The organism is Olsenella sp. DNF00959, from assembly GCF_001553055.1.
In the GTDB taxonomy this organism is placed as follows: domain Bacteria; phylum Actinomycetota; class Coriobacteriia; order Coriobacteriales; family Atopobiaceae; genus Olsenella_I; species Olsenella_I phocaeensis.
Genome location: NZ_KQ960128.1, coordinates 311,266 through 329,794, shown reverse-complemented (window position 1 = coordinate 329,794; position 18,529 = coordinate 311,266). Strand labels below are relative to the sequence as shown.

At 68.2% G+C, this 18,529-nt stretch carries 11 protein-coding genes and 1 pseudogene; 10 read left to right on the top strand and 2 right to left on the bottom strand.

The window, feature by feature from the left end; genetic code table 11:
- The first annotated feature begins 111 nt into the window (after positions 1 to 111).
- From HMPREF1868_RS06400 to HMPREF1868_RS06360, 9 genes and pseudogenes are all read left to right on the top strand, one after another.
- Positions 112 to 3,486 (top strand): ABC transporter ATP-binding protein/permease, encoded by a 3,375-nt coding sequence (locus HMPREF1868_RS06400; RefSeq protein ID WP_062531350.1) that lies wholly within the window; start codon positions 112 to 114, stop codon positions 3,484 to 3,486.
- A 174-nt stretch (positions 3,487 to 3,660) separates the two neighbouring features.
- Complete coding sequence (locus tag HMPREF1868_RS06395; protein WP_062531349.1) at positions 3,661 to 5,037, top strand: MATE family efflux transporter; 1,377 nt, start codon at positions 3,661 to 3,663, stop codon at positions 5,035 to 5,037.
- A gap of 76 nt (positions 5,038 to 5,113) precedes the next feature.
- A pseudogene (locus HMPREF1868_RS06390) lies at positions 5,114 to 5,422 on the top strand (peptide chain release factor-like protein); the annotation flags it as partial.
- Between the two features lie 66 nt (positions 5,423 to 5,488).
- The gene (locus HMPREF1868_RS06385) at positions 5,489 to 6,070 is read left to right on the top strand and encodes a DJ-1 family glyoxalase III (protein ID WP_062531348.1); all 582 of its coding nucleotides are present in this window, start codon (positions 5,489 to 5,491) and stop codon (positions 6,068 to 6,070) included.
- A gap of 5 nt (positions 6,071 to 6,075) precedes the next feature.
- Positions 6,076 to 7,464, top strand: coding sequence for a Y-family DNA polymerase (locus tag HMPREF1868_RS06380; protein WP_062531347.1), 1,389 nt, complete (start codon positions 6,076 to 6,078; stop codon positions 7,462 to 7,464).
- Positions 7,457 to 7,822, top strand: a complete 366-nt coding sequence (locus tag HMPREF1868_RS06375) for a hypothetical protein (protein ID WP_062531346.1) — start codon at positions 7,457 to 7,459, stop codon at positions 7,820 to 7,822. The genes HMPREF1868_RS06380 and HMPREF1868_RS06375 overlap by 8 nt, the downstream gene beginning before the upstream one ends.
- A gap of 119 nt (positions 7,823 to 7,941) precedes the next feature.
- Positions 7,942 to 8,706, top strand: coding sequence for an HAD family hydrolase (locus HMPREF1868_RS06370; RefSeq protein ID WP_062531345.1), 765 nt, complete (start codon positions 7,942 to 7,944; stop codon positions 8,704 to 8,706).
- 92 nt (positions 8,707 to 8,798) lie between these two features.
- Positions 8,799 to 9,500 (top strand): ABC transporter ATP-binding protein, encoded by a 702-nt coding sequence (locus tag HMPREF1868_RS06365; RefSeq protein ID WP_009279045.1) that lies wholly within the window; start codon positions 8,799 to 8,801, stop codon positions 9,498 to 9,500.
- 4 nt (positions 9,501 to 9,504) lie between these two features.
- Positions 9,505 to 13,149, top strand: a complete 3,645-nt coding sequence (locus tag HMPREF1868_RS06360) for an FtsX-like permease family protein (protein ID WP_062531344.1) — start codon at positions 9,505 to 9,507, stop codon at positions 13,147 to 13,149.
- Positions 13,150 to 13,202: 53 nt separating this feature from the next.
- On the opposite strand, the gene HMPREF1868_RS06355 is transcribed toward HMPREF1868_RS06360, so the two are convergent.
- Positions 13,203 to 14,732 carry an ATP-binding protein gene (locus HMPREF1868_RS06355; RefSeq protein ID WP_062531343.1) on the bottom strand — a complete coding sequence of 510 codons (1,530 nt, stop codon included), beginning with the start codon at positions 14,730 to 14,732 and terminating at the stop codon, positions 13,203 to 13,205.
- 70 nt (positions 14,733 to 14,802) lie between these two features.
- Complete coding sequence (locus tag HMPREF1868_RS06350; protein ID WP_062531342.1) at positions 14,803 to 17,577, bottom strand: DUF2201 family putative metallopeptidase; 2,775 nt, start codon at positions 17,575 to 17,577, stop codon at positions 14,803 to 14,805.
- Between the two features lie 80 nt (positions 17,578 to 17,657).
- Between HMPREF1868_RS06350 and HMPREF1868_RS06345 the strand changes: the two genes are divergently transcribed.
- Positions 17,658 to 18,515 (top strand): HAD family hydrolase, encoded by an 858-nt coding sequence (locus HMPREF1868_RS06345; protein WP_062531341.1) that lies wholly within the window; start codon positions 17,658 to 17,660, stop codon positions 18,513 to 18,515.
- The last annotated feature ends 14 nt before the right edge of the window (positions 18,516 to 18,529 follow it).

The window sequence follows — 18,529 nt, the reverse complement described above, 5'->3', positions numbered from 1 at the left end:
CTCGCGCCAGGCGTCAGGTGTGCATGGGATGAATCTTCCCGTCTCTGCCTAGGTCGGGGCGTTCTGGGTAGAACCAGCAGGTGAAAAATCGCGCGCGAGGGATGGTCTGCCATGCTCCAGCTCAAGAACATACGCAAGGCCTACGTCACCGACTCCTTCACCCAGGTGGCCCTGGACGACGTGTCGGTGACCTTCAGGGACAACGAGTTCGTGGCCATCCTCGGGCCCTCGGGCTCGGGCAAGACCACCATGCTCAACATCCTGGGCGGCCTCGACCACGCCGACTCGGGCGACATCGTGGTCAACGGGACCTCCACCAAGGACTTCGGCTCGAAGGACTGGGACACCTACCGCAACCACCGCGTGGGCTTCGTCTTCCAGAGCTACAACCTCATCCCGCACCAGAGCATCCTCTCCAACGTCGAGCTCGCCCTCACGCTCTCGGGGGTGGGCCGCTCGGAGCGGCGCGCGCGGGCGAGGGAGGCCCTCGAGCGCGTGGGGCTCGGCGAGCACCTGCACAAGCGCCCGAGCCAGCTCTCCGGCGGGCAGATGCAGCGCGTGGCCATCGCACGCGCGCTGGTGAACGACCCCGACATCGTCCTCGCCGACGAGCCCACCGGCGCCTTGGACAGCGAGACCGGCGTGCAGGTCATGGACATCCTGAAGGGGGTGGCACGCGACCGCCTCGTCGTGATGGTCACGCACAATCCCGAGCTCGCCGAGGCCTACGCCACCCGCATCGTGCGCGTGCGCGACGGTCGCATAGAGGGTGACAGCGACCCCCTGCGCCCCGAGGGGCTGGGGACGGCGCGCGCGGGCGCGTCGGGAGCCATGGCCGGCGTGTCAGGTCCTGCCTCGGCCACCGCCGGACCAGGGGAGAGGGACGCCTCCAAGCCTGGCAGGCATGCCTCGATGTCGTTCGCGACGGCCCTCTCGCTCTCGTTCAACAACCTCATGACCAAGAAGGGGCGCACCTTCCTCACCGCCTTCGCGGGCTCCATCGGCATCATCGGAATCGCTGCCATCCTCGCCCTCTCGAACGGCGTGAACGGCTACATCAAGGACACGGAGGAGAGCTCGCTGGCCTCCTATCCGCTCACCATCACCAAGAGCAGCTTCGACGTCTCGAGCCTGCTGGGCTCCGGCATCGCGGGCGGCAGCTCTGGCGGAGAGGCGCAGCAGGCCTCCGCAGGCGGCGGGACCATCGGCCAGGACAGGATCATGACCGACATGTTCGCCCAGGTGAAGAACAACGACCTCTCGTCCTTCAAGGCCTACCTCGAGGGGGGTCAGAGCGGAATCGAGCCCTACGTCAACACCATCAAGTACTCCTATGGCGTGACGCCGCAGATCTACGAGGCCGACACGAGCGCGGGCGTCACGCGACTCAACCCCTCGGAGGTGACCACCAAGATGGCGAGCGGGGTCATGGGTTCGGCGCTCACGGGGGGCACGACCAGCTCCTCCTTCAACGAGCTCGTGAGCGACCAGAAGATGCTCGACGACCAGATGGAGGTCGTCGCCGGCAGCTGGCCCAAGGCGGCGGACGAGGCGGTGCTCGTGCTCGACTCCAACGGCAATATCAGCGACTACACCCTCTATAGCCTGGGCTTCTATGACACCGAAGCCATGAACGACATGATGAGCCAGATGCTGAACGGCCAGGAGGTGCAGGTGCCCGACGACTACCGCGACTTCAGCTACGACGACGCGCTGGGCATGACCTTCAAGGTCGTCCCCTCGTCGGCCCTCTACCAGAGGAACGACAGCACGGGAGGCTGGACCGACATGTCGGGCGACGACGCCTTCCTGCGCTCCGCAGTCGATGGCGGACTGACCCTGAGGGTCGTGGGCGTGGTCAAGCCCAAGAGCGCGAGCTCCTCCAGCCTCGTGCGCGAGGGCATAGGCTACACCGCGGCGCTCACGAGCGAGCTCATCCAGGATGCGGCGGACTCCGACATCGTGAAGGAGCAGATCGCCAAGCCCGACACGGACGTCTTCACCGGAAAGAGCTTCGAGGAGCTGCAGCAGAAGCAGGGCAAGGAGCTTGACATGAGCTCCCTCTTCACGGTCGACGAGGCCGCCCTCAAGAGCGCGTTCTCGTTCGACACGAGCTCCTTGTCCGGGCTCTCGTCGGGAATGGACCTGGGCTCGCTCGACCTCTCGGGGCTCGCTCCCGACTCCTCGGGCCTCGACATGAGCTCGGTCAGCCTCGACACGAGCCAGTTGTCTGGCATCTTCAACGCCCAGAGCATGGCGGCGCTCATGGCGGGTGCCCCGAAGTTCGACCTCGCGCAGAGCGGCATCACCGACGCGCTCTCGGGCCTCACCGACGAGCAGAGGGCGAAGCTGGTGGACGACGCCAACAGGCTCGCCTCCGGCTTTGCAGCCTGGGCGGGAAGCAGGCTCGTCCCCTCCGAGGGGGCGCAGGTGGACTACGCCGCCCTCGTCCAGGAGTACCTGCAGACCGACGAGGCGAAGGCCATCCTCGCCGACCTGCAGGGAGGTCTTGACTCCAGCCTGGGCGACGTGGTCGGGAAGGCCATGCAGAGCTACCTCCAGGAGCAGCTCGCTCCCTACTTCTCCAACGCCTTGCAGGGCCTCGTGACGCAGGCGGCGCAGGTCATGGCCACCCAGCTCGCGAGCCAGCTCCAGACCCAGGTGGCCGCCACGACCTCCAGGCTGGGGACGCAGCTCTCCAACGCCATCGCGGGCCAGCTGCAGAGCCAGATGTCGTCCCTCTCCTCCGCGCTCCAGAGCGGCTTCTCGGTGGACGCCGGCGCCTTCTCGCGCGCCATCAAGGTCAACATGAGCCAGGACGACCTGAGCTCCCTCCTGCAGAACTACATGAACGCGGAAGACCTGAGCTACGACGCCAACATGAGGAAGCTAGGCTACGCGAGGCTCGACGACCCCGAGTCGATCAGCATCTACCCCCGCGACTTCGACGCGAAGAAGTCGGTGGAGGGGGTCATCGACTCCTACAACCGAGGCGAGGAGGCCGCCGGCAAGCCCGACTCGACCATCCAGTACTCCGACCTCGTGGGCGCCCTCATGAGTTCCGTGACCGACATCGTCAACATGATCTCGACGGTGCTCATCGCCTTCGTGTCCATCTCGCTCGTGGTCAGCTCGGTGATGATCGCCATCATCACCTACATCTCGGTCCTCGAGCGCAAGAAGGAGATCGGCATCCTGCGCGCCATGGGCGCCTCCAGGCTCAACGTCGCCAACATCTTCAATGCCGAGACCGTGATCGAGGGGCTTCTCTCGGGCGTCTTCGCCGTCGGCCTCGTGTACCTGGCCTCGGTTCCCGTGAACGCCTTCGTGCTGGGCTGGAAGGGAGTGCCCAACATCATGGTCCTGCCCTGGCAGAGCGCCCTCGCGCTCGTCGCCATCAGCGTGGGACTCACCCTGGTCGCCGGGCTCACCCCCTCGAGCATGGCCGCCCGCCGCGACCCGGTGGAGGCGCTCAGGAGCGAGTAGCGCGTCACGGGCGTGGCCGGCGGCCTCGTGACGCCCCGTCGGGACGTCCGTGCGTCGGGTCCTCCCTGCGTGCGGACGTTCCCTTCGACTGGTATTTTCTTGTTTGGGCATTGCGGAGCCGTCGCGCGGCCCACCTTGCCGATTCCAAGCACTTTTGCAGGCGAGAGGGGACGCATGGCGCAGATGCAGGAGGAGAGCGGCCTGGCGGCGGAGCGCGCCCGCAGGCTCTTCGTCGACACGCCTCCACTCAGGCTCTTCCTCGTGGCGGCGGTCCCGGGGGCGGCCAGCATGCTCGCGTCCGCCCTCTACAACCTTGCCGACGGCATCTTCGTGGGGCAGCTCCTGGGGCAGCAGGCCTTCGCCGCGGTCAACCTCGCCATGCCCTTCGTCATCCTCAACTTCGCCTTCGGCGACATGATCGGCGTGGGCTCGTCCGTTCCCATCTCGATCAGCATGGGAAGGGGTGACGACGAGCGGGCCAACAACATCTTCAGCTGCTCCGTCCTCCTCAACGTCCTGCTGGGTGCCGTCACGGGCGCGGCTCTCTTCCTCGCAGCCCCCGCCATCATGGCGGCCATGGGGGCGACGGGGGAGCTCGCCTCGATGGCGGTGGACTTCCTGCGCGTCTACGCGGCCTTCTCGCCCATCACGGTGGGGATGTTTGCGGTCGACAACTACCTCAAGGCCTGTGGGAGGATTCGCTCCTCCCTCGCCCTCAACGTCTTCATGGCGGTGTTCGGCGGCGTGGTGGAGTTCTCGCTCATGTACTTCCTGCACCTGGGGATCCTGGGGGCCGCCTTGGGCTACGCCCTCGCCATGGCGGTCTGCACCGTGCTCGCGCTTCTGCCCTTCGCCCTGGGGAGGATGCAGCTGCGCTTCGTGAGGCCTCGCCTGAGCTGGGCCCTCGTGCGGGAGATCGCGGCCTCTGGCATGCCTACCTTCCTCAACAACGTCGCCGGCCGCGTCACCTCGATCGCGCTCAACGCGGCCCTGCTCCTTCTGGGTGGGGAGTACGCGGTCTCTGCCTACGGCCTGCTCATGTACGTGGACGGCTTCGTGTTCCCGCTGATCTACGGAGTCTGCGACTCGCTGCAGCCCTCCGTGGGGTACAACTGGGGCGCTCGCCGCCAGGACCGCGTCGTCGCCATCGAGCGCTGCGTCTTCGCCGCCTGTGCCGCCATCTCGCTCGCCTCCGGCGTCGCGATGGCCCTTCTCCCGCGCGAGCTCACCCTGCTCTTCATCTCTGACCCGGCCCCCGAGCTCATGGCCCTCGCGACCGTCGCCTTCCGCGTGTTCGCCGTGTCGTTTACCGTGAGGTGGTTCTCGTTTGCCACCCAGGCCCTCATGACGGCCATCCAGATGTCGAAGCTGGCCTCGCTCCTCTCGGTGTGCAGCGCGCTCGTGTTCCCCCTCCTCGAGCTCCCGCTCCTCTGGCCCCTCGGCCTCACGGGGCTCTGGCTCAACTACCCGGTCATGTCGTTCCTCTCGCTCGTGCTCTCGCTGTGGGTGCTCCTGGCGTTCCGGCGCGAGCTCAGGCTGGAGGCGGCATAGCATGGACGCCAAGGGCGGCCTGGGACATTGCGACTACGCACGCTTCGCACGCAAGGGGATCGAGGAGCTTGCGGGTGAGTGTGCGGTGGACGCGTTCCGTGCCACGGGTCCCGGCGGGCAGGGCGTCAACACCACCGATTCCGCAGTCCGCATGAGGCACCTCCCCACGGGCATCGTGGTGACCAGCAGGGAGTCACGCAGCCAGTACCAGAACCGCCTGCTCTGCCTCCAGAAGCTGAGGCGGGAGCTCCTGCGCCGGTCGGTCCCGCCCAAGCAGCGGCATGCCACCAAGCCCAGCCGCGCCGCCCGCCAGAGGAGGCTGGACGAGAAGCGGAGGCGCTCCCAGCTGAAGTCGCGCCGCCGCAAGCCCGGTCCCGACGACTGAGCTTCCAATATAGGAACACATGTTCTATACTCTTGTGGCATGGAAGGGCGAGAAGGGGAGGCTCACATGTTCAGGCAGTCCAGCGAGTACAGGGTGGCGGCGTTCCTTGCCGAGGGCTTCGAGGAGTGCGAGGCGCTCGTGGTTGCCGACCTGCTATTCAGGGCGGGCATCCCCTGCGATAAGGTCTCCGTCGCGCCCGGGCTCACGGTCGTCTCGAGCCATGGTGTGAGCGTGGGCTGCGATCGCAGCGTCTGCGACGAGGACTTCGACTTCTCTGGCTACGACCTGCTCTTCCTTCCCGGGGGCATGCCCGGGACGAAGAACCTGCGCGCCTGCGGGCCCCTGTGCCAGGCGCTCGTCGAGCACGTGGGACACGGCGGCGACGTCGCGGCGATCTGCGCGGCGCCCTCGGTGCTGGCCGAGCTCGGGCTTCTCGAGGGGCGCAGGGCCACGGGTAATCCCGGCTTCCAGGAGGTCCTCGTCGAGCACGGGGCGAAGCTTCTCCAGGACGCGGTCGTGGAGGACGGCAACGTCGTGACGAGCAAGGGACTGGGTACGGCCATCGAGCTCGGGCTCGTCCTGGTCCGCCGAATCCTGGGCGACGAGGCCCAGGAGAGGGTCAAGGCCGGCATCGTGTACCAGGGCTAGGCCACATGCGGGCAAAGACGTGCCCGTGGCCCGATGGGGGAGGCGAGGCCGCCACCGGGTCACGTCGCCAGTACCTGGTCATCGACCTCAAGAGCTTCTATGCTTCGGTCGAGTGCGTCGAGCGCGGGCTTGACCCCATGACCACCAGGCTCGTGGTGGCCGACCCCACACGCACGAGCAAGACGATATGCCTGGCGGTCTCGCCCGCGCTCAAGGCCCTGGGCGTCCGCAACCGCTGCCGCGTGTTCCAGATTCCGCCCTCGATCGACTATCTCATGGCGCCGCCCCGGATGTCGCTCTACATCGAGCGCTCGGCTGACGTCTATGCCGTCTACCTGCGTTACCTCTCTCCCGACGACATCCATGTCTACTCCATAGACGAGGCCTTCCTGGACGTGACGGGCTACCTCGAGCTCTACGGCTGCAGCGCCCGCGAGCTGGGCGAGCGGATCCGCGCGGACGTCGTGAGGACGACGGGCATACCCGCCGCCTGTGGCCTGGGGACCAACCTCTACCTCGCCAAGGTCGCGCTGGACATCACGGCGAAGCATGACCCTGGCTTCTTCGGCGAGCTGGACGAGGAGGGCTACCGCGCCACGCTCTGGAACCACCGGCCTATCACCGACTTCTGGCGCGTGGGGGCGGGTACGGCCCGGCGGCTCTCCGAGCTGGGCATCCATACCATGGGGCAGGTCGCCAGTTACCCGCGTGAGCTTCTCTATCGCATCTTCGGCATAGACGCCGAGCTGCTCATAGACCATGCCTGGGGCAGGGAGCCCGTCACGATCGCGGACATAAAGGCCTATCGGTCCCAGAGCAAGAGCCTGAGCAGCGGGCAGGTCCTGGGCGACGACGTTGGCATCGAGGGCGGCTTGGTGATCGCGAAGGAGATGGCGGATGCCCTCGTCCTCGAGCTGGTAGAGAGGGGGCTTGTGGCCTCGTCCCTCTCTCTTGCCCTGGGGTATCGCCTTAACGGCAGGGAAAAGGCCGCCCTCACGTCCAGCCACGCCACGGCCGAGGGCGAGCACGGGCGGCGGGTGCGCTGGGGGGAGTTCGCGGATGGCGGCTCCGTCCGCCTTCCCGCCCCCACGAGCTCGCTGCACCAGGTTTGGGCTGCGCTCGAGCCGCTCTTTCGTCAGGTGGCAGACCCGGGTCGGCCCATACACCGGCTCACCCTGACCCTGGGTGACGTGCACGGGGCGGACGAGCGCGGGCTCCAGCTGAGCCTCTTCCAGGGGGAGGGGGAGTCACCGCGCGAGCGGGCACGCCAGGAGGCGGTGAGCGCGGTCAAGCGGAGGTTCGGCAAGAACGCCCTTCTGAGGGGGCTCGACCTCCTGCCCGACGCGACGGCGCGCGAGAGAAACGCGCAGATAGGGGGCCATCGCAGTGGATGAGTTCTATCTGAGGCACCCGCGCATGCCGCTTTCCGAGCGTGCCAAGATCTTCATTCCCTTCGAGCCCCTCAAGGGCTTCAGGGAGGCCCTGGATGAGCGGGAGCGACGGCTCACCCTGAGCGTTCGGCCCGAGCTCTCGGACGAGCGGGGCGCGGAGCTCTCCCGCCGGCTTGTCGACCTGGGGAGGGGAGATGCCGTCGTCGTGCGCTATCACGCGGAGGGTGAGACCAGGTCGGCCGAGGGGCCCTTCCTCGGCCTCGACGAGGGGCATGGCCTCCTGCTGGTGGGAAGCCTCCGGGTCCCGCTCGCCTCGGTGGTGGGCATCGAGGGGGTGCGGGACCTTCCAGAGTCCCCATAGGTGGGGTTCCCGCACTTTGGAAGTCGGGGCGGTACGGCAGCAAGTGCGTGGGAATACTGGGTACAGGAATCGACGTGCGACGGAGCCGCCTTGGCGTGGTTCGCACGAGAGAGGGGGTCGTGACGTTGCTCAGGCTCGTTGCCATAGAGGCGGGAATGCTGGGGCCAACCAGGCAAGGCGTTGCGTCTGCGGAGGAGCTGGACGCCTTGGGACGCCTGGAGGCGCTTGGGGCTCGCGTCGTCCTCCTCTGCGGGGGTGGCAGGGAGGAGCTCTCTGCGCTCCTGGGCGGCAGCCGGGACCTGGCGCCCTTAGCCGTCCTGGACGGCGGCGCGATGGTTCTGGACGGGGGCCGCGCGTTCCCGCCTTCCGAGGCGCGGGGCTTCGAAGGCGCGGTGGGCTGCCTGCTCGCGACGCATGGGCTCGGCTGGGAGGACGCTGCCTTCCTGGGGGAGTCCGCCGCGGGGCTTGGCTGCATGCTCCGGGCGGGGTGCTCCGCCACCTGCGAGGACGCGCCGGGAGTGGCTCTGGAAGCAGCCCGCTACGTGATCGGCCCCCGGAGCGAGGGAAGCGTCGCCTCCGCCCTGGGGGAGTTCGCGGACGGCATCGAATGGGGAGAGGAGCCCTCGTTCGTGCGTCGCGAGAGGGAGGGACGCCCGGGCCTTGGCGACGGCGAACCCCTGGGAGAGCCGCGACGCGGTGGGGTGGCCCTCCTCCTGCTGGGCCTCGTCGTTGCCCTGGCGGCCGGTAGGTTCATGCTCGTCTCGCTCGAGCGTGGGGTCGTTCTGGCCCTGTCGTCGGTGCTGCTTGCCCTTGTCGGAGTCGCCCTCTTCTACTTGGGCGTCGGTCGCATCCGGGATGCCAGGGGGCCTGGCGGCAGGGCCTGAGCCCCCTCTCGCCAAGAGGCGCGTCCCCATGGCCGAAAATGCGGCGGTCCTAAACCTCCCTGTGTCATGATGGGGCCGGGAAGGGGGTCCGTGTGGCATTCATCGAGTTCAGGGACGTATGCAAGACCTACAGGATGGGCGACGTGGAGGTGCGGGCCGTCGACGGGATGAGCTTCTCCATCGAGCGGGGCGAGCTCGTCGTCATCGTGGGACCCTCCGGCGCGGGCAAGACGACCGTCCTCAACATGCTGGGGGGCATGGACTCTTGCAGTTCTGGGACGATCGAGCTTGACGGACAGCTCGTGAGTGGCATGGGGGAGCGAGAGCTCACCCAGTACAGACGGCACGACATAGGCTTCGTCTTCCAGTTCTACAACCTGGTGCAGAACCTCACCGCCTTGGAGAACGTCGAGCTCGCCAGCCAGATCTGCCGCGACCCTCTGCCTGCGGCCAGGGTTCTCGAGCAGGTCGGCCTGGCAGGCCGCGCGGACAACTTCCCCTCACAGCTCTCTGGCGGCGAGCAGCAGCGCGTCGCCATCGCCCGTGCCCTGGCGAAGAACCCCAAGCTACTCCTCTGTGACGAGCCGACGGGCGCCTTGGACTTTCGGACGGGCAAGCAGGTCCTCAAGCTCCTGCAGGACAGCTGCAGGGTGGACGGGCGTACCGTCGCCATCGTGACGCACAACCTCGCTTTCACGGGCATCGCCGACCGCGTCATCCGCGTGCGCGAGGGGCGTGCCCAGAGCATAGAGACGAACGAGTGCCCTGTCGACGCGCTTACGGTGGAGTGGTAGCCCCATGCCGGGTGGGCCCGACAAGGCCAGGTCGACGCGCCGTGGGAGGCGCCTTGCCTTCTGGGTTGAGCTCGCGCGCGGCGTGAGGGGCTCCCTCGGCCGCTTCCTCGCCATCATGGGCATCGTCGCGCTGGGGTGCGGGTTCTTTGCCGGCCTGCAGGCGAGCGGTGCGGACATGAGGCTCGCCGCCGACCATTACTACGACGAGACGAGGCTCTGGGACCTGCGAGTCATCAGCACGCTGGGGCTCGACGTCGCCGACCTCGAGCGTCTGGCGGAGGTCGACGGCGTCGAGGACGTCATGCCCTCGCGCTCCGTCGATGCCATGGCCCGCCTGGGCGACGAGCAGCTTGCCGTCCGGATCAGCTCGATTAGGACGGGAAGCGCGGAGTCATCGAGGCAGCTGGGCAGCGGCTCCGTCGAGTCGGACGACGACTCCTACCTGAACAGGCTCCTTCTGAGGAGCGGTCGCTGGCCCGAGGGTCCGGACGAGTGCGTCGTCTGCTCCGACGCCCCGGTGAAGGCAGGTGAGGGCCAAAAGGTCGACGTCCTCTACGGCGGCAAGGGCTTCGCGGACCTCTTCGAGGCGCGCAGGCTCGAAGTCGTGGGCACGGTCAGCTCCCCCGACCATCCCTACACGGGAAGCCTTGGGTCGACCAAGCTGGGAAACGGATCGATCGAGCAGCTCGTCTTCGTCGGCGAGGAGGCCTTCAAGGACGCGAGCCCCTACAGCGAGGCATATCTGACGGTGAGGGGCGCACGCGAGGAGCTGAGCGAGTCGGACGCCTACTTTGACGTCGTGGGCAGGGTGAAGGCGGCGCTCGAGGGGAAGGCCAGCGTTCTCGAGCGTGAGCGCCAGGAGGACCTCAGGACGAAGGCCCAGTCGGAGCTCGACGAGAAGTGGGCGGAATACGAGGAGCAGCACGGCGAGACCTACGGGAAGCTGGCTGAGGCGAAGGCGGAGCTCGACGATGCCGAGAAGAGCATGTCCAGCGGTCAGGCGTCGCTCGACGCGGGCCAGGCCGAGTACGAGGAGGGCCTCTCCACCTACCTCGACCAGAAGGCGGACGCCGAGCGACAGCTCGCGGACGCCCAGGAGCAGATAGACGAGCAGCGCGACCTCCTCGACCAGAAGGAGGCCGCGCTCGTGGCGGCAGAGTCCGAATGGAGGGAGGGCTACGACGCCCTGTCCTCAGCCCTTGCGCCACAGGGGATGGGCGGGAGCGCCTTGGAGCTCCTCGCGGCTCTCGACGACCGCCTTGCCCAGTTGGCCTCGGCACGCGAGCAGCTCGAGGCCTTGAAGGCCCAGAGGTCCCAGATCGAGGAGGCGGCCTCGCAGCGGGAGGCACTCGTGGGGGGCATAGCTCAGGCGAGATCTGCCGTGGAGCGGCTCGAGGAGGCCAAGGAGCTCCTGCAGGAGGGCTTCACGCCCCAGATGCAGGAGCAGCTCGACCAGGCGAGGGCGCAGCTCGAACAGCTCGAGCAGAGTCTGGCCGGGCTCGATGCCAGCGTGGCGTACCTTCCGGAACTCGAGGCCGGCATCGCCACAATCGAGTCCCAACTTCCCTCGGAGCAGGAGCTCGAGGCACTTGCGGCCGCCCGCGAGTCTGCTGCGAAGCTCGTGGACTCCGAGTCCCGGCTCGTCGAGGGGCGACGGCAGCTCGAGGACGGAAGGGCGCGCCTCGACGCCGGGCAGGCCGAGCTCGACCAGAAAAAACGTGATGCCAACGAGTCTTTGGCCAGCGCAAAGGACAAGCTCGACGCAGCGGCGCGGGAGCTGGCCTCCTCCCGCCAGAGGCTGGACGACGCGCGGGCGCGTTACGAGGAGGGGCTGGCGGAGTATCGCAGCGGTAAGGACGAGGCTGACAGGCGCTTCTTTGACGCCCTCAGGCAGCTCGAGGACGCGCAGGAGAAGATCGATTCCATCGAGCTGCCCGACTTCTACGTGCTCGACCGCGGCCAGAGCGAGGGGGCGGCGACCTACAGCGCGGACAGCAAGCGCATCGACTCCATAGCCAACGTCTTCCCCCTCTTCTTCTTCCTCGTGGCGGCGCTGGTGTCGCTCACCACCATGACGCGCATGGTGGAGGACGAACGCATGCAGATTGGCAGCTACAAGGCCCTGGGGTACGGCAAGGCGCAAATCGCGCTCAGATACCTCCTCTATGCCGGGCTCGCGGCGGGGACAGGAGCCGTCCTGGGGATCGCGCTCCTCTCCCAGCTCCTGCCCCACATCATCATGAGCTCGTACTCGATCATCTACGCGCTACCGCCGCTGGGGTTCCCCCTGCCTGTCGAGCCGCGCTCCGCCCTCCTCGCGGGCGGCCTGGGCGTGGGCGTGACCCTCCTGGCGACCTGGGCGGCCGTCATCAGCAGCCTGCGCGAGACCCCGGCGTCTCTCCTCCTCCCGCGTGCCCCCAAGCCTGGCAAGCGCATCCTGCTCGAGCGCATGGGCCCCCTCTGGGCGCGCGTCTCGTTCTCGTGGAAGGTGACCCTGCGCAACCTCTTCCGCTACAAGCGCCGCCTGCTCATGACGGTGATCGGCATATCGGGGTGCGCCGCCCTCCTGCTCGTCGGGCTGGGACTGCACGACTCCATATGGGACATCATCGACAGGCAGTTTGGTCCCATCGTCCATTACGACACCACGGTGGGCCTGAGCGCCTCCGCCGACGAGCTGGACGTGAGCTCGGTCGTCGACTTCCTCGAGTCCACGGGCGAGGTGGAGGACCTCTGCCGCGTACAGGAAACGAACATGCAGGCTACGGGCCCCGGGGAGGGCAGCTCTGCCACCGACACCACGCGCGTGAGCGTGGTGGTCCCCCGCGCGTCCGCCGAGTTGCGCTCGCTCGTGAGCTTCAGGGAGCGTCTGGGCGGCGCGCGGGTCGACTTCACGGACGACTCCGTGCTGGTGAGCGAGAAGCTCGCCACCCTCTGCGGCGTCGGGGTGGGGGACCAGGTCACCGTCTACGAACAGGACGAGGTGGGCAACGCCGTGGGCGAGGGCCTGCGCCTCACGGTGACCGGCGTGGTCGAGAACTACGTCGGGAACTACGTCTACGTGGGGCGCGGTGCCTGGTGGCGCGCGCGGCAGGAGGTCCCCGCCTTCTCGACCATACTCGCCAACTGCACGAAGGACCCGGAGGCCCGCAGCCAGATCGCGCGCGAGCTGCACGGGTGGCACGAGGTCTCCACCGTGCTCTTCAGCGAGGAGACGATAGACACCTACCGGAGCATGCTGAGCGCGGTGAACGCCGTGGTCGTGGTGCTCGTCGTATCTGCGGCGGCCCTCGCCTTCATCGTGCTCTACAACCTGACCAACATCAACATCGGGGAGCGCGTGAGGGAGATCGCGAGCCTCAAGGTCCTGGGCTTCACCCGGCGCGAGGTATACGCCTACATCTTCCGCGAGATCTGGATCCTCTCGCTTCTGGGGGACGTCCTGGGGATGTTCCTCGGGGTCTGGCTCGAGAACTTCGTCGTCACCACCGCCGAGGTCGACTACGTCATGTTCGGCCGCGAGATACACCCGCAGAGCTTCGCCGTCGCCTTCGCGCTCACCCTGCTGTTCACGGGTCTGGTGCTCCTGGCGATGCGCCACAAGCTCGACGGCGTCGACATGGTCGAGTCGCTCAAGAGCGTCGAGTAGCCGAGGCCCCGCGCCCGCCCTGGGCAGGCGCGGGGCCCATTGCGGGGCAGTCCCTACCTGCCCAGGGCCTCGACCCTGCCCAGGAGTTCGCTCCCGCGCTCGTGGAGCATGAGGGCGCTGCCGTGGCGGGCGAGGGAATCGGACCCATGGTTGGCGACGAAGCCCATAAAGGTGGGGTCGACCGCCAGGTGGGTGACGAAGACTAGCAGCTCCTGGCCCTCGCCGAAGCAGCCGTCGAGGAAGTCGAGGGCGTGGTCGAGTCCCCGGGCGCAGCTCGTGGCCTCGGCCTCGAGCTCGCGTGCGCGCTCGTCGAGTCGGGACGACAGCCGCTCCGCCACGCGTTGCGCGTCCGTCTCGGGGCGCCGCTCGGACTCTATTCGGGCGAGAAGCGCCCGCAGCCCCTCGAGGAGCTCCTGGCGCCCGGCGAGCCTCAGGAGCCTTCCCTCGGGAACCCCTCCCTTGGAGCGTGCCTCCGCAAGCTCGTCCTGGGCCTTGGCCGCAAGCGCCGCCAGCCTCCCGGCTCCTCCCTGCGCGGCGGGCGTACCGGCGTCCCCCTCGCGCAGGCCGAGCTCCGATCTCACGTCGGAAAGGGCGAGCTCCCGGGCATCGACCGCGTGTGCCTGGGACACCAGCGCGTCCAGGAGGAGGTTCACCAGCGCGACGCGCTCGTCGAAGGGCGCCCTGGCCGCCCTACCGCAGATGTCCTCGCCCGCGCTTCCGGAAAGTATGTCCGCGACCTTGTAGTCGTCCTGGTACTTCTCGAAGAGCCTGAGGTAGAGCGAGAAGTCCTCGCTGACCTGCTTGTCCTGGAGGTACTGGGAGACGAGCTCCTGGCCCGTCTCGATTCCCTCGTGGGCGTAGGCGAGGAGCATGCGCGAGAGGTCCTCCCAGCCCCGTGCCGTGACCATGCGCGTCCCGTTCACGCTTGCGCGCACCTTGTAGAAGTTCGCGGGCTTGCTGGAGAGGTAGGTGGTGATGGCCGGGTGCACCCCATGGGTGACGGCGTAGTCCATCCACACCTCGAAGTCGGGCTCCACGTCGATGCGCTTGAGGCGGTCCATCATCGCGGGGTCGAACTCCCGCGCCGCCCGGTTGTACTCCGGTGGGTTGCCGGCGCAGACTATGGCCCAGCCCTCGGGCAGGCGATGCTGGCCGAAGGTCTTGTATTGGAGGAACTGCAGCATGGCGGGCATGAGCGTCTCGCTCGCGCAGTTGACCTCGTCCAGGAAGAGGATGCCCTCGTTGACGCCCGTGGCCTCGATGCTGTCGTATGCCGCCGCGACGATCTCGCTCATGGTGTAGCGGCTCACGCGGTAGGTCCTGCCCCCAAACTCCGCCTCGGCGATGTAGGGGAGCCCCAGGGCGCTCTGTCGCGTGTGGTGCGTGATGGAGTACGAGACGAAGTTGACGCCCAGCCTGTCGGCGACCTGGGCCACCACGGCGGTCTTGCCCACGCCGGGAGGGCCCATCACTATGATGGGCCGTTGCATCTGGGGTGGCACGAGATAGAGCCCGTGCTCGTCCTTTGCCAGGTAGGCCCTGACGGCACCCTCGATCTGTTCGGTCGCCGATCGTATGTTCACGTTTCTTCCTTCCTCGGAGCGCGTCTGGCTCCCTGTCGCGCGCTTGCCCGCCTGGTCGTGCTGGCGCTCGCTAGTAGATGGAGAGCGACTCGAACTCCCCGGGATGGAGCGTGATCTGCAGCGCCCAAGGTGGCACCAGCTCGGGACGGTGGTCCTCGTCGTAGAAGACGAAGGTCGTCTTGTAGGGCGGCATCCGGTCGGGGTAGATGCCCCAGCCGTCGGTGAAGTAGATGAGGCCCTGCAGGTCGTCGAACTCCCCGTTGGCGAGGAGGTCGTTCACGTAGCGGAAGGCGGGGCGGAAGTCGGTGCCGCCGAAGCCCCTGAGCTTGATGTCGCGCCTCCAGCGGTCGAGGTCCGCGACGGAGGATATCCGCACGTCGCTCTGCACGCGCAGGTCCGCCTGGATGATGTGGATGTTGGTGCGGGCGGCCCAGCTTGACTCGCTGCTGAGGACGTCGAAGCTGGCATCGACGAACTGCTGCACCACCTCGCGCGTGACCGAGCTCGAGGTGTCTATGACCAGGGCGAAGTCGCGGATGCGCCGCTCGTCCCTGAACTCGAGTGGCTCGACGAGGGGCGTGTCTCCATAGAGTTCGAGTCCGTAGGTGTAGAAGACGTAGTCGAACTCGTCCTGCGAGAGGCGCATCTCCTCGTTCTGGACGGCGAACTGCCGCAGGAACTCGCGGTAGTCCACCCGTTCGTGGGAGGAGACCTCGAGCTCGCCGACGAGCCCTCCCACGCGCTGGCCGCTCTGCCTCGAGAGCGTCTGCAGGTCGACGCGGATCGACTTGGCCGCCTCCCTCCATTCCTCCTCCCGCCGCGCGCTCTCCGCGGCAGGGTCGCGGGCCGGTGCCTGCTGGGGGCGCGGGGAGCCGTGGGCAGGACCCTCGGCCTCGGAGGGCCCCTCTCCCTTGACGCCCCCCTCGTCCTCGTCCCAGATGCCGTCGCGGTAGTCGCCCCCGCTCCCGTGCCCGTCCGAGCCTGCGGAGCCCTGGTCCTGGCCCTGCGAGCTCCTGCGGCGTTGGGAATCCGCCTGGCCGTCGGAGGGGCCGTCCTGCGCGTCCGCCCCGTCGCCCTCGTCGGTGGGCTGGTCTGCCGCACGGGGGTGCCAGGGCGCGTGGTCGTCCACGCGGAAGAGCTCCTCCCAGACCTCGCGCATGTTGTCCCAGCAGTCCCTGCGCAGGCGCCCATAGAGCCTCTCGGTCGTGACGCGCCCTTCGAAGGCGTCGTGGAGCTGTTCCATCACCGCGGCGATCTTCTTCCCGCGCTCTCCCTCGCGCGGGCCCACCAGCTCGGTGGAGAGGCCCTCGGCCACGATGTCGGCGGCGAGGTCCCATGACCTTGCGTCCACGCTGGCGTCTACGAAGGGATGCAGGAGCAGGCAGTGCACGAAGAGGTGGGCGATCTCGTGGACGGGGGGCTCGTGCGTGGCGCGGAACTCGTCGAGGATGCGGGTGGGGTCGTACCAGAGCGTCCCGCCATCGGTCGAGAGGGACGTGCCCCCCAGCTCCCGGGGCGCCAGCTCGAGCAGGCCCATGCTGGAGGCGAGGAAGGGGTTCTGGGCGAGGAGGGCGTCTCGGGCGAGCGAGACCACCTCCAGCGCGAGGGCGTCCCTCTCGCCTTGGGCCCCATCGTCTTCCCCTGCGTCAGGGAGAGGCCCGGAAGGAGTCGAGACGATGTGGCTGGGCTGGGACGACGCAAGGCCCTTGACCCTTCGCGAGGGGTTTGGTCCCACGTCGTCCCCAAGGGCTTGCCTGGCCGCCGCGTCGCCCACCCCCTTGAGCCGTGCCAGCAGCCAGGCTACGGCCTCGGCGCGGCCCGCCTCGCTTGCCGCCCGGATGGCCTCCCGGAGGTTTCGCTCGGTCATGGTGCGCGGCCAGGATTCGAGCAGCCCGAGCTCGTCCAGGAACGAGTTCCTGGCGCAGCAGACCAGGACGGCACGGTTCTGCTCCTCGCTGCCCGCGCTGAGCAGGGGCACCATCGAGCGCAGCAGCTCGCCGTCCTCGCGGAGCCACCCGAGGGCGACCAGCCTTCCCAGGAAGACCTGGGGTTCCGTTTTGCAGACGAAGGCGACGATGGCCGGGTCCGCCCGGGGGACTATGAGGTTTCCCAGGACGTGCTCGATGTTGGAGTCCCCCATGCCGCGCTCGCGATGGAGCTCGAGGAGCCTTCGCGCAAGCCCCAGGCAGGTTCCGGCCACATCCTCGTCGCGCCGGTCGGCATGGCGCAGGGCCTTCCAGGCCTTGACGGCGCTGGCGCGCAGCAGGTCGTCGAACACCGTGGCGTCAAAGAGCCCCTCCTCGGCCAGGCGTGCGACGAGCCCGCAGCTGGCGGCGAGGTCGACCTCTGGCGCATAGGGCGGCCCGGCGAGCTGCTCCCTGCCCGTGAAGGGCTCGAAGACCTCGGTCGAGACCGTGGGGTCCATGTTGTTCACGAAGAGGGTAGGACTCTCTCGCACGAGGTCGAAGCGGGTGAACACCCCCTCGTGGGGGAGGAGGGAGCGAATCGCGCGCGGGTGCCGGACGCCTCCCAGGAGGTCCACGCCCCGGGAGAGGAGCAGGCGAGCCACGTCCTCGCGGGCGCAGCGCAGGGCCAGCGCGAGCGCCCAGCCGCTGTAGGCGAAGTCTCCCGAGAAGGCCTGCCAAACTGCCTCCACCACGGAGGCGTCCGCCATGCAGCAGGCGCGCTCCAGGAGGTCCACCGCCTCTTGGGCGGAGAGCTCGCGCCGCACGTCGGCGAGGGCACGGCATGCCGTCGCCGCACGGGAGGAGTGACCGCTCCGGATGAGCTCGCGCGCCTGCTCGAGCATGTCTCGTGCGTTGCGTTCCGCGCTCGCCTGGGCCATGTCCCTCCCTTTTTTGGCTTACTATCTCACACGAGACTCGCCCCGCGTCCGCGCGGTTGGCCGACGCTGGGAGAATTCGCATGATACGACTCGTTCTTTGCGACATGGACGGCACCTTGCTGCCCTTTGGGCATCAGGAGGTCTCCGCGCGGACGCTTGCGGCAATCGAGGCGCTGCGACGGGCGGGAATCGGCTTCGGCCCGGCAAGCGGGCGCGAGCTCGAGGACGTGATGGGCTTCTTCGGCAAGGGAAGCGTCACCATAGAGAACGGCATCCTCGCCAATGGCAAGTACGTCTTGGCGGGTGGCGAGGTGGTGTACAGGCGGGAGCTCGACCGCCATGCGCTCCAGAAGGTCGTCGACTACGCCGCGAGCCAGCGTGACTGCGGCCTGGTGACCCATGGGCCGGCCCGTTCCGACGGGAGCGCGGAGCGCCTGCTCCTGGGGGCGAGCGCCGAGGAGGCGGCGGGGATGCGCACCAGCGAGGGCGGGCGCGTGGACGTCACCCTTGCCCCCGAGCTGCCCGACTGCCCCATCCTCACGGTGGGCTTCCTCTGCAGCGGCTCCACCACGAGGTTTGCAGAGGTCCGCCAGGAGCTTGCCGTCGCGGCGCCGGAGCTCGACTTCGTCTCTCCCGCCCCCGGCTTCCTGGACGTCATGCCCCGCGGCTGGAACAAGGGCACGGCACTTGACCTCCTCCTCGAGGCCCTTGGGCTCGCGACGGACGAGGTGGCGTTCTTCGGGGACTCCGAGAACGACCTCGCCCTCATGCGTCGCCTTCCCAACTCGGTCTGCGTGGAGAACGGCAGCGACGAGGCGAAGCGAACGGCGAGCTTCCACATCGCCCGCGACCTCGACGACGCTCCGGCCCGGGTCATGGAGGCCATCGCGCGGAGCGGGGGAGGCCTGGCCATTCCCGACGAGGTCTCGAGGGACTAGATGGCTCGCCCTCC